Consider the following 12,445-nt stretch of genomic DNA (forward strand, 5'->3'; position numbering starts at 1 on the left):
AGCGATGTTGTCATGTTGGAAAGACACTCAACAATTTTTGTTAAGCTCTTTCGTTCGAAAAAGCACGGCAAAAATAGCTTTTTGATAAGTAATTCACCTTATGCTCCAGTATTGTAAACAAAGTTTAACCATTTTTATCCTATTAGTGCTGCTTTTTGCAGGCTGTACCGATGATAAACGCCCTATACCTGATGTTTCTGATATCGAAGCGCCTTTAGAGGTGTTGCGTTTTGAACAGGATCTCTTTGGTTTAGACACCAATAATTTTGCCAGCTCACTGGCTGGTTTGGCAACCAAATATCCTGAATTTGCAGAACTTTTCAGTACCAGTATTTTGGAAGCCGGTTCATTGGGCAATATGTCGCCGGAACAGCTGGAATATTTTCGTGGTTTTGTTGCCTCACCGGTTTATCGGGCGGTTTATGATACCACCCAAATGGTCTTTCCTGATTTGAAGCGACAAGAAAAAGAGCTCCAGCAAGCTTTGCGTTATTTCCGCTACCATTTCCCGGAAGCTGATGCTCCTGAACGCTTGATTACTTTCAATTCTGCTTTCAATTATTCCAGTATTATTTTTGGGAAAAACGAACTGGGAGCTAGTTTGGATATGTTCTTAGGCCCCAACTTTGATTACCAAAGATACAGCCCAGGTGCTGCCATTTTTTCCAACTACCTGGTGCGGACTTACAACAAAGACCATCTGATCGCCTCCTTGTTGCGGGTTTTGCTGGATGATTTGTTTGGTAATGCGCCCGGAACTCGACTGCTGGATGAGATGGTTCACCGAGGCAAGAAGCTATATGTTTTAGAACAGTTGCTCCCCGAAACCGCCGATACCGTCATCTTCCGGACGACCGCTACCCAACAGGAATGGCTGGTGGAAAACGAACGCAACCTGTGGGCGCACTTCCAGGTAGAGGATCTCTTGTATAACTCGCGCTTTCAGGACATCCGCAAGCTCATTGAACCCAGTCCGAACGGTTCACCGGTATTACCTGAAGAATCACCGGGAGAATCAGCCAACTACGTGGGCTATCAGATTGTTAAACAGTTCTTGGAGCGCTATCCAGAAATACCCTTGAGTGACCTGCTCGTTTACCAGGACGCACAAGAAATATTAGAGAAATCGAGATACAAACCTCAGCGCAAATAAAAAGGAGTCTCTCGATAAATGCTTAGTGATTTGACGGAAATAACTGATTCCATTTTTTCCAACGATTCGCAAATATTTTCACGCAAGCTCCTTTTAGTTGCTTGCTTAGAAAATTTTAGCGAATCAAACCTGCCTACCTGCGGTACGCAGGCAGGAATGGAATAAGTTATTTTTGATCCGTCACTTAACTTTATATGCCAAATATAAAAATACTACTATGTTGACTCGTACCATCCCTTTGGTGGATCTGTCGAAATTTGAGCACGGCAGTCCCGCAGAACGGCAAGCTTTTGTTGATGAATTAGGAAAAGCTTTCCACGAAATTGGATTTGTAGGCGTTACCGGCCACGGGGTTCCTAAGGCTTTGATTGACGACTTTTACCGTAGTTCAAAGGCTTTCTTCGCACTTGACAAAGCGACCAAATCAAAATATGAAGTACCGGGTTTGGCTGGTCAGCGTGGCTACACCTCCTTTGGTAAAGAACATGCCAAAGGCAGTAAAGTAGCCGATCTGAAAGAATTTTTCCAGATTGGCCAGGAGGTGCCTGAAGGAGATCCATTAAAGCCCGAATATCCTGACAATGTTCAGGTGGCTGAAATCCCGGAATTCCCTCAACTCGGTCGCCAACTTTACCAGGCCTTTGAAGAGAAGGGAGGATCACTGCTGCGAGCTATCGCCCTGCACCTTGATTTACCCGAAGCTTATTTCAACGAGCGTATCGAGAAAGGAAACAGCATTCTCAGAGCGATCCATTATCCACCGATCACCTCCGAGCCCGCCTCTGCAATTCGGGCAGAAAGCCACGAAGACATCAACCTGATCACTTTGCTGGTTGGCGCCTCAGCAGGAGGTTTACAGCTCTTAAACATGGATGGCGAATGGCAGGACATCCAACCCGAAGACGATGAGATCGTGATCAACGTGGGCGATATGTTGCAGCGTTTGACCAACAACTATCTAAAATCCACTACTCACCGGGTCGTCAATCCACCAAGAGAAATGTGGCATTTACCACGCTTGAGTATTCCATTTTTCCTTCACCCTAAGAGCAGTATGGACCTGACGGTGCTAGACAGTTGTGTGACCCCAGAACGTCCCGTAGCTTACGAGCCCATTACGGCCGGTGAATACCTTGATGAACGCTTGCGTGAAATAGGGCTGAAGAAATAGCATTCTGCCCTACTAAACTAAAGCACAGAAAGGACGTCAAAGGGGCGTCAATATTTGCAAAGATGGGGTGCTTTTGTGGGCTTAGCTGATCAAAAACTGGCAGGGTACCACAAATTCAACTACCTTTGCACCAGCTACCCAGCCTAAGCTGAACCTGTAGCTGTATACTTTTGCAGAAAAAACCTGATAGCATGAATACATTGCTGTTATTCCAATTTTTAGGACCAGAAATGTTGGTCATTTTCTTCGCCATTTTGTTGCTCTTCGGTGGGCGCAAAATCCCTGAGCTGATGCGTGGCATCGGTAAAGGTATTCGTGAATTCAATACCGCTCGTAACTCTTTAGAGAGTGAACTAAAAGAGGGTTTGAAGGAAGAAAACAAGAAAAGTACCACAACAGAGTCTTAGACAAAGTCGAATCCCGAGCTATCGGGAGGAAGTAGAAGGTCGGAAGTACATGCTGATAAGTGTTGCTGCTTCCAGCTGCTGCTTACGAAAACAAGATTTTGGTAAAACACGACATCCCGGATGCTATCAAGGTGATAGTATCCGGGATGTTTTGTTTTTAGGTTATTCCCAAGAAGTTAATACCCAAACAACTGCTCCTGTGAAAGCTCTTCCAAGGGGCCAAACTGTTCGAGGTATTTGAGTGGTGTAGCGGCACGGTCGCCCAGTATCGTAATATTGTAATTGCGGCCTTTGACGTGATTTTCGTGAAAGGCGATCAGCTCTTTTTTTCCTGCCGTTTGCAAGGATTCGTAGATGTCTTTAAGAATATCGTGATCCATGTTTACATCCCAAGCTCCCTGGGCTTCCCAGTACAACCTGCGTGGAGGAATACGATCACTTTCTACCCTTTGCAGCAATGACAGGCGAGCCTGCTCAATACCCGCTTCGACAATGGGCATCTCTTCCAGCAGACGCATCAGGGTAGGCATCGCATCGGCTACTTTGTCGGGTTGTGTTCCGACGTAAGTCCGTAAATAATGCGAACGATTGGCCAGCGCCGGACTACTATAGTAGGCATAAGTGCTGTAAGCCAATGCCTTGGCCTCACGAATTTCCTGAAAAACAATCGACGAAAGACCGTAGCCAAAATACTCATTGTAAAGATCATGGATACGGTGTTCGGCCATATTGAAGTAGGGCGTACCTCGCGAAATCATCATGATGTCATTTTGCACCATCGGAAAATGAGCGAAGTAAACTTTATTTTCTACCTGGTCGAGCTCAGGAAATACCCGAGCAGGTGGTGGTGCTTGCAAATTAGAAGCTACCTTATGATGACGCTTGATGATCGTCGCCGCAGCACTGGCATCCATCTGACCGTAGTAATAGATGCGGTGCTCGTAAGCATGAAGGTTTTTCACCCAGTGCAGTATCTGCTCGGGGCTCAGTTTACGTAAGCCTTCCTCGGGGATGCGGTAAGTAAAAGGAGAATCAGCTCCATACTTGGCAAAATTCCCCAGCCCGCTACGCAAAATGACGTTTTTATCCTGTTTCTGATTGGCTCGTTTGGTGATAATATCTTCTACCACTGCCTCCCAGGTGTCGGTATCTGGCTGTACGTCCGTCAGTAGGTGCTCTACCAACTTCAGGCCTGCCTCCATCGATTCTTCCAGGCCGGTCAGCGATACGTGGCAGCGTTCCTCGTAGTTGTAAGCTTCGAAGTGAAGCCCCAGGCGGAAAAACTCTTTTTGAATGTCAGAAGCACTGTATTTACTGGTTCCCAGGTAGGGCAGGTAAATAAAAGCCAGCCCCAATTCGCGGCTGTTGTTTTTCCCCATTTCAAAAATATAATCAAGTCGGAACAGCGGATTCTGGGGATTATGGACATAGTCAAAACGTAGTCCTTTTTGCCAATTTTCGTGCTGAATATGGGAATAATCCGCGAAAATAGGCGCCATCCGTGCGGGAGGTGTCGATAAAAATTCGCGAGCATAATCAGAAACCGCATCTTTTTGCAAGGGTGCCGGAGTAATCTCGGGCTTCTCTACTTTCTTGATATTGGGATCCTCTCCTTCTTGCTTATAGACAACAGCGAAACCATTGGCAGGAAGCTTTTCTTTCGCGAAACGAATAACATCTTCCCGGGTAAGCTGCTCTAACCAATCGTAACGTTTGACAAAATTCTCCCAAGGAATCCCGAGGATAAAACAATTGGCAATAGCGCCTACCCTCGCGTCATTTTTTTCTACCGCTTTGAGATCCGACAGCTTCATGTCACGAATAGAGGCTTCCAATAACCATTCCGGGAAATCTCCCTGCCGTAGTTTTTCGATTTCAGCCAACAGCAATTCTTCCACATCTTGTAGTGTCTGCCCCTCTCTCGGTTTGCCGTAGACGCCGAAGACACTATAATCCTCGTAGATCCAGTTGAAGGCTTCCGCATTGAGTACGCGTTGCTGCTGATTGAGATTGAGGTCAAACAAACCGGCTTGTTCATTGTAAAGCATCTGGCGCACCAAAAGCCCCAGCATATAGTCGTCGGTTTTGCCACCACCCATCCGCCAACCAATCTGTAAATAGGCACTCTCCTGGCCTTTGACCGCCTGCCGAAGAGGTGTATTAACGGGGGGCTGTTCTTCAAATTCGAAGGGAGGAAATTGCGCGGGTTTCCAGTTGCCAAACTGCGCGTCAATCATTGCAATGGCTTCGTCGGGATCAAAATCGCCCGCCAGGCACAAAGCAGCATTGTTGGGTACGTAATAAGTAGCGTAGAAACGCTCAATATTACGCATCGACGGGTTCTTCAGGTGTTCAGGGGTACCCAGCGTGGTTTGTGTACCATAGGGGTGATTGGGGAACAACAAACTCCGCATTGCCTGGTGGGCCTTGCGGAAATCTTTGTCCTGGCTCATATTGAACTCTTCGTAAACCGTCTCCAACTCCGTATGAAAAAGTCGCAGTGCTAAATGACGAAAACGTTCGCGTTCCAGTTTGATCCAGCGTTCCAGCTCATTACTGGGGATATCGTTGACGTAAACGGTCTGCTCTACCCAAGTGTAGGCGTTGGTACCCTTGGCTCCGATGGAAGTCGCCAGGCGATCGTATTCATTAGGAGCCACCAGTAGTGCTGCCTCATAGCTAAGCCGGTCGATCTCGCGATAAATGACTTGCCGCTTGTCATTATCGGTGGTTTTGCGATAAATCTCAAAAAGATCCGCAATCTGTTCGAGTAGCTTGCTTTCTTCTTGCCAGTTGGTAGTACCAATTTTACTGGTACCTTTGAAGAGCATATGCTCCATGTAGTGCGCCAGCCCAGTCGTGTCAGCAGGATCGTATTTTGACCCGGCACGAAAACAAATGTTCGTGAAAATCCGGGGCTCATTCTTGTTGACACTAAGAAACACCCTTAGCCCATTGGTCAGCGTATAACTTCTGACATTCAGCGCATCACCGGGGATTGTTTCGTAATCGTATTTTGTTGTTACCGTACTTTTCGGCATATTTCTTTTTTTAACGTCTACTCAATAATACCCAAGACTTTAGCCTGGATATTAACCCTCACTGATACTATCTAGAAGAAAATGGAAACACAGATACGAGTTCGATTCGTCAGTAATGCGCAAAAAAGAAATTGAGCCTTCCCTAAATTAGATTAGATCCGAATGCTTAATTTATTTTTGTTCTGTCTCTCACAATCGTGCAAGAGGTTTAAGACTTGCGCCTTGAGGTACTTTTACTTTATAGTATCATTAAGAAGGAACTTAAGTTCCAACCTGCTTTAATGATCAGGATTTGAGGACACTTAAGGGGCACAAAGGTAACGTTTAACTAGGACTAAATACCAGTAGTTCTAACTTTGCTCGAAAAATAGCACCGCGGCACAGCAACCCGGAGGCTTTTAGGAAATTTTCTAACCTTGATCTTCAAAAGATGCGTACAATAATTTGCTTTTTATTACTCGGAATAGGGTTTTCGGTAGCAGCCCAAACCAACTGGCTGAGCAAGCTGCACGAAGCCTATCCCGATTACCAGGAGAAAGCCCTGGAGGACCGCCGCTTCAAGCACCGCAACTTGGTGGACGCGCTCGAAAAACTACAGCCCCCTTTCCAAGTAAAACAGGAAGGTAGTTCCGTAGAAGAGCGCTCCATCCACAGTGTACGCATTGGCAATGGCCCGGTGAAGGTTTTGTTGTGGTCGCAGATGCACGGTGATGAACCTACCGCGACAGCTGCCCTAATGGATATTTTCTGCTTCCTGCAATCTAATGATGACGAGTTTGCCACTTTTCGCAAAAACCTGCTAGAGCGACTGACCCTCGTGTTCATCCCCATGCTTAATCCCGATGGTGCCGAAAAATTTGAACGCAGAAACGCCCTGGGTATTGACCTCAACCGCGATGCTTTGCGGCTGACCAGTCCGGAAGCGCAATTGCTCAAACGTGTACGTGATGAACTGGATGCCGACTGGGGCTTCAACCTCCACGACCAAAGCCGGTATTATGGTGCAGGTTTCCATACCGATGATATGGCGACCCTCTCTTTTCTCGCTCCGGCTTATGATTATTCTAAAACAATCAACCCAAGCAGGGAAAGGGCCATGCTCGTCATTGCACAACTCAATGATGGTCTACAACAATACATTCCGGGCAAAGTCGCCCGCTACAGTGACGCCTTCGAGCCACGGGCTTTTGGTGACAATATGCAAAAATGGGGTACCAGCACTATACTGATTGAATCTGGCGGCTTTCCCGATGATCGTGAGAAACAGTATATCCGGCGGCTCAATTTTGCCAGCATACTGGCTGCTTGCCACAGCATCGCCAATCAATCTTACCGCAGCTTTACACGTGCGGATTACAACAAAATCCCTTTCAATAATTTCGGGGTGTACAACGACCTGCTCCTACGTGAGGTCAAATACCTTCACCCCAACGGCAATAGCTACCTCATGGATATTGCTTTTGATTTGGGCGAGCGAGAATATGGCGGAAATGCTTTTTACTTCCACGGAAGCATTGATGACATTGGTGATTTGACTTATCAACAAGGTTATACGACTTTAGCCCCAGGTAACTACACCGCTGAAATCGGCAAATTATTTCCAGAAATCATGGAGGATTTAGCAGAAGCACAAGCATTAGATGCTATGAGCTTACTGAAAGCGGGTTACGCCGTGGTACGTGCCAAAAAGCCGGGCCCGCCTTGGGAACGCCATCAATCTCCGCTCTGGATATTGGGCGCAGAAGGTATCTACGACCGCGAGGTGGCTACAGGCCTCAACCCGCCGCTGATTATCAGAAACAGTGCTGGAGAGGTGGTTTATGCCGTCATCAATGGGCAGTTGGTGGAGGTGAAATAAAACAACAAAGCCATCTTTCCCCATGGAAAAGATGGCTTTGTTTTCAACCTAAGACGTAATCCTACGACTACTTCTTACTCTTCGCTTGCTTCACGTAGGGATTGTCGGTAATCCGATGTGTCATTCGGGCTTCTTCTTCTCTACGGATATCCGTTTTAGCGGTCAGGCTCTTGGTGGTTGTGGGTACCGCTAGCAAGCGCCGTTTGTCAATCAGTTCACCGGTGATTAAACAGACGCCGTAGACCTTGTTTTTGATTCTCATCAAAGCATTGTTGAGGTCCACGAGGTACTTGCGTTGCCGGATCGCCATGTTGTTGAGCATCTCTATATCATTGTTGGTAGCACTGTCGTCTACCCAATCTCCTCCATGATCGTCACTAGAGTTTTCAGAGATTTCCATGATCTGACTCTGCAGGCTTTCGAGCTGCTCTTCGGTCTGTTCCAGTTTCTTTTCAATCAGGATCCGGAATTCTTCCAGGTCTTTGTCTGAATAGCGTGTGATGTTTTCTTTATTGGCCATAAATTCAGGCTTTTTTAATGATCGCCGCAAAAGTGTTCAAAAAAAACGGAAAATAAAAAATTTTATTCGGGTTAAGTGCTTATTTGCCGTGACATTTCCTTGCTGCGATCAAGGGCAATCAAATATTTATTGGTCGGTAACGTGTTTTTAAACAGAAAAAGTACAATAATAATAACTATTCTCGGCAGATTAACGACCATAATTGAACGAACACTGGATTAAGAACTACAATTACTCATAAAAGTAACACCAATGCACGAACCTTGATCGGGCTGCACGAAGAAATTACCTAACTTTGCGCCTGTATAAAAAATACAGTTACCTAATACCTTGCTACAAACGTAAAGCAACGTATTTTAGTTGATTAAGGTAATTTTTTTTGTGTTAAGCGAAAGCTATTTTTTCAAAAGTATTCTTGCCTACTTAACCGGTACGATGATATGAAAATAAGAGTTGGTATCTTTTTTGGCGGTCCTTCCCGTGAGCGGGAAATTTCATTTGCAGGCGGGCGAACGGTTTATGACAACCTCAATCAAAGCATTTTTACGCCGGTACCCATTTTTGTAGACAGCCATCGCAACTGGGTCTTGCTCGACTGGGAGTACATCTATAAAGGTAGTATTCGCGACTTCTTCCCTCCTGTAGACAGCTTGCCTCCTTCGGCCAACCATTTTCAAATTTATGCCGAAAGTATCGCCGGGTTGGACGATGCGGCACAACAAGCACTGCTTGCGAAAATTGGTCAGCCATTGGCCCCAGAGCATTTGCATCAATACATCGATGTTGCTTTTCTTTCCCTACACGGGATTTATGGCGAAGATGGTGAGCTGCAAAGCATCCTCGAAACGCTCAAAATACCTTATACCGGTAGCGGTGTTGAAGCCAGTCGGATCGGGATGGACAAAGCCTGGCAAAAACGCCTCATGCATGAAAAGGGGTTTGCCTGCCCAATCGTTAAGGTATTGGATAAAAAAGGCTGGCTCAGTGCCGATCTTCAGGCATTGTACGAAGAAGCGAGTCAGCAAATCGGCTTTCCACTCGTCATCCGCCCTGCCAATCAGGGGTCTTCTATTGGTGTGAGTATCATTGAAGAAAGCGAAGGCCTGGAAGGTTTTGAGATGGCGGTCAATCGTGCTTTTTTCCGCGAGTTGATTCCACTGGGTGAATGGCACGATCGTACACCTTTTGACCGCATAGAATACGTAAAAGCATTGGGCGACATCCGCGAGGGGCTTGGCTTCCCGTTGAGGATCACGCTTGGACAGCAGCAGGAACTCATCTACCATCCGGAAGCCCTCCTCGACTTTTTGAATACAGCAACCAACAACGCCGAGCACCTTAGCCAGCTTTTCGTTTTGGAAGCAGCACAATCAGAGCAGCAAGTTATTCTAGAGGCTTTCATCAGCGGGCAGGAGTTTTCTTGTATTGTTATGCGTGCCGAAGATGGTTCATCAATTGCCTTACCTCCGACCGAAATCATCAAGGGGGGAGAGGTCTTTGACTATCGCTCTAAATATATGCCTGGTCTTTCCCGCAAGGAAACCCCGATCAACCTACCTAATGAAGCCATTGAAGCGATCCGGCGACAATGCGAAAGTTTGTTCAACAAGCTGGGCTTCCAGGTTTATGCCCGTATTGATGGCTTTTATACCCCAGAAGGCACCATCTTCCTGAATGACCCGAACACGACTTCGGGAATGCTACCCAGTTCCTTCTTCTTTCATCAGGCTGCTGAAATTGGCCTCAATCCAAGCCAGTTTCTTACGCTCATTATTCGCTTGTCTCTCCAGGAACGCTGTAGTGACCAGCCTCAAAACGAACAATGGCGAGCCCTGCTGCAACGTCTGGACACGGCTATTGGCAGCCTTCAAACAGAGCGGCAACAGCAGCGCAAAATTGGCGTTATCCTCGGCGGCTATTCCTTTGAACGCCATATTTCGGTAGAGAGTGGTCGGAATATTTTCGAAAAACTTTCCAGCTCTGTCGACTTTGCTCCTATACCTGTTTTCCTCACCGGGTCGGATCGTCAACACGAGTTGTATCAGCTGCCCATCAATCTGCTACTCAAAGACAATGCAGATGACATCAAGGATAAAATTGGCAACTGGAAGAGCCACCCGGTACTGAATAAAATCAGACTAGAATGCGCGCCAATCACCAAAAAATACGCGTCGGCTGATGTTATTTTTGCACCAGAAAAACTGACGTACGACAGCCTTGCCAAAAAGGTTGACGGCGTATTCATAGCACTCCACGGGCGCCCCGGAGAAGATGGCCAAATTCAGATTGAGCTTGAAGCGCGGCAGCTTCCCTACAATGGGTCAGGGATTAAATCTTCCAGCATTACCATTGATAAATACCGGACTTTGCAGCTCTTGGGCCAACACGGGCTGCCCGTTGCCAACCAGTTGTTGCTGAGTAAAAATGATTACCTCGTAGATAAGGAAACTTTCTTTCAGCGCGTAGAGAAAAACTTTGTGTACCCACTGGTTGCCAAACCGGTAGATGACGGGTGCAGCTCGGCGGTGAAGGTGATTCGCAATCGAGAACAATTGGCCGCCTACAGCGCGCTTATTTTCCAGGAAGATCAGGACAACGAACGCGAACAGCGGCATATTCTCAAACTGAAAGTCAAGGAAGAGTTTTCTCAAAAAGATGAAATTCTCTTTGAGCAATTGGTGACCAAGGAAGAAGGTATTCATTTCCTGGAAGTGACCGGAGGTATGCTTACTTCTTACGATGATAATGGTCAAATCCAATACGAGGTTTTTGAGCCCAGCGAAACCCTCGCCAGTGGTGAAGTACTGTCGCTAGAAGAAAAATTCCTCGCTGGTGAAGGCCAAAACCTTACGCCCGCACGTCTGGCAGTAGGGAGCTATACCTATCAGCAACTTTTGCCTCAAGTGCAGCAAACCCTGGAGCGTGTAGCTCGTCTCCTGCAAGTGGAAGGCTATTGCCGAATTGATGCTTTTGTGCGAGTTCTGGCCGATGGCAAAGTGGAAACACAGGTCATCGAAGTCAACTCCTTACCCGGGATGACCCCCGCTACCGCCATTTTTCATCAGGCTGCACTTGCTGGTTATAAACCTGCGGTATTTATAAAGAAAGTTTTAGATTATGGCTTTGCCCGCCAGGCTAAACATACTTCATCGGTAGTAGTCTCTCCTCCAGTAGTGGAGCCCCAAAATATCGCTCCTGTCGCTGCACCAAGCGAAGTGCCCACCGCTCCTATTGCGAAAACAACACGTATCAACACTATGGAAAACAAATCTGACATACCGGTTAAAACCGTTAGCCTGACTAAAGGAAAATGGTGGCGACAATTACTGGATTTTCTTCAAACCGGTTATTTTCTGAAAAACCTGGCAGCCATGCTGGCTGTATTGCTCTTCAGCTTTTTGCTGCTGAACGTTTTTCTTCGCCTTTACACCAATCACGGCAATGCCGTACAGGTGGAGAATTACGAAGGTATGAGCATTGACAATGCGACCAAAAAAGCCCGGGCTCGTGGCTTCAAGGTGAGTGTAAATGAGTCGCCTTTCGATTACAGCACCTTGCAAGGAGAGGTCGTAGATCAAGAACCAGCTGCCCTAAGTCGCATCAAAAAGAACAGAACCATTTATTTAACCATCGTAGGAGCACCAAAAGAAGTAACAATTCCTTCTTTTGAGGACGCTGCCGATGATTACAGCCAGTATCGCCCGAAGCTCCGTCCTCTGCAAGTGAAAGCAGCCATCAAAGAAACCATTTTTGATGCCAAGCTAGCAGACAGTACCATCTTGCATTTTTATTACGAAGGGCGTAAGTACACTCCTTCTGATGTAAAAAGAGGTGTAAAAGTGCTGCAAGGAAAAACGCTGGAGTTTGTGATTACCAAGAAACAGGATGATTACGTTGCTACACCAGCATTGAAGTGCAAGCGCTTCAGTGAAGTGCAGTTTCTTTTGCCAGGCCTTGATTTACAGGTTGGAGAAATCGTGGGCGATGTTGCCAATCGTGCCGATGCCTATGTTTATATGCAGGACCCCGAATATCGCCCAGGAGGTAAAATCCTGCGCGGGTCTACCATCAAAATTTATCTTCAGGAGGATCTCCCTGCCGGCTGTACGGAAGATGTAGAAATCAATGAGCCTCCTAGTGATAGTGGCGGCTTCCCTTCTGATGCCGAAGACAACGTGCCATCAAGAGACAGCATCGGCGGGAAGTAAACTTTTGGGGAGGCACAACTATTGGACAAACGTCAAAACTGGCTTTAGCAACACTAAAGCCCGGGCTTATGCGTTCCTCAAAAGGTA

The 12,445-nt window shown here is 46.7% G+C and carries 7 protein-coding genes; 5 read left to right on the top strand and 2 right to left on the bottom strand.

The window, feature by feature from the left end; translation table 11 throughout:
* Window positions 1-100 precede the first annotated feature (100 nt).
* From AB0L18_RS06545 to AB0L18_RS06555, 3 genes are all read left to right on the top strand, one after another.
* The gene (locus tag AB0L18_RS06545; protein ID WP_367391784.1) at window positions 101-1,153 is read left to right on the top strand and encodes a hypothetical protein; all 1,053 of its coding nucleotides are present in this window, start codon (window positions 101-103) and stop codon (window positions 1,151-1,153) included.
* 217 nt (window positions 1,154-1,370) lie between these two features.
* Entirely contained in the window at window positions 1,371-2,324 is a 954-nt protein-coding gene (locus tag AB0L18_RS06550) for an isopenicillin N synthase family dioxygenase (protein WP_367391785.1), read from the top strand.
* A gap of 191 nt (window positions 2,325-2,515) precedes the next feature.
* The gene (locus AB0L18_RS06555) at window positions 2,516-2,731 is read left to right on the top strand and encodes a twin-arginine translocase TatA/TatE family subunit (RefSeq protein ID WP_020537007.1); all 216 of its coding nucleotides are present in this window, start codon (window positions 2,516-2,518) and stop codon (window positions 2,729-2,731) included.
* A 176-nt stretch (window positions 2,732-2,907) separates the two neighbouring features.
* On the opposite strand, the gene AB0L18_RS06560 is transcribed toward AB0L18_RS06555, so the two are convergent.
* Window positions 2,908-5,772, bottom strand: coding sequence for a M16 family metallopeptidase (locus AB0L18_RS06560; protein ID WP_367391786.1), 2,865 nt, complete (start codon window positions 5,770-5,772; stop codon window positions 2,908-2,910).
* A gap of 430 nt (window positions 5,773-6,202) precedes the next feature.
* Here AB0L18_RS06560 and AB0L18_RS06565 point away from each other — a divergent pair, with 430 nt between their 5' ends.
* Window positions 6,203-7,630, top strand: coding sequence for a M14 metallopeptidase family protein (locus AB0L18_RS06565; RefSeq protein ID WP_367391787.1), 1,428 nt, complete (start codon window positions 6,203-6,205; stop codon window positions 7,628-7,630).
* A 67-nt stretch (window positions 7,631-7,697) separates the two neighbouring features.
* Here AB0L18_RS06565 and AB0L18_RS06570 read toward each other — a convergent pair whose 3' ends face one another.
* Window positions 7,698-8,150 carry a TraR/DksA family transcriptional regulator gene (locus AB0L18_RS06570; RefSeq protein WP_367391788.1) on the bottom strand — a complete coding sequence of 151 codons (453 nt, stop codon included), beginning with the start codon at window positions 8,148-8,150 and terminating at the stop codon, window positions 7,698-7,700.
* Between the two features lie 440 nt (window positions 8,151-8,590).
* On the opposite strand from AB0L18_RS06570, the gene AB0L18_RS06575 reads away from it, so the two are divergent.
* Entirely contained in the window at window positions 8,591-12,358 is a 3,768-nt protein-coding gene (locus AB0L18_RS06575) for a PASTA domain-containing protein (RefSeq protein ID WP_367391789.1), read from the top strand.
* Window positions 12,359-12,445: the final 87 nt, after the last annotated feature.

The organism is Lewinella sp. LCG006 (assembly GCF_040784935.1).
Classification (GTDB): Bacteria; Bacteroidota; Bacteroidia; order Chitinophagales; family Saprospiraceae; genus Lewinella.

Coding starts and splice junctions, on each gene's coding strand:
- AB0L18_RS06560 (WP_367391786.1), bottom strand. CDS start 5,772: ATGCCGAAAAGTACGGTAACAACAAAATACGATTACGAAACAATCCCC.
- AB0L18_RS06565 (WP_367391787.1), top strand. CDS start 6,203: ATGCGTACAATAATTTGCTTTTTATTACTCGGAATAGGGTTTTCGGTA.
- AB0L18_RS06545 (WP_367391784.1), top strand. CDS start 101: ATGCTCCAGTATTGTAAACAAAGTTTAACCATTTTTATCCTATTAGTG.
- AB0L18_RS06550 (WP_367391785.1), top strand. CDS start 1,371: ATGTTGACTCGTACCATCCCTTTGGTGGATCTGTCGAAATTTGAGCAC.
- AB0L18_RS06570 (WP_367391788.1), bottom strand. CDS start 8,150: ATGGCCAATAAAGAAAACATCACACGCTATTCAGACAAAGACCTGGAA.
- AB0L18_RS06575 (WP_367391789.1), top strand. CDS start 8,591: ATGAAAATAAGAGTTGGTATCTTTTTTGGCGGTCCTTCCCGTGAGCGG.
- AB0L18_RS06555 (WP_020537007.1), top strand. CDS start 2,516: ATGAATACATTGCTGTTATTCCAATTTTTAGGACCAGAAATGTTGGTC.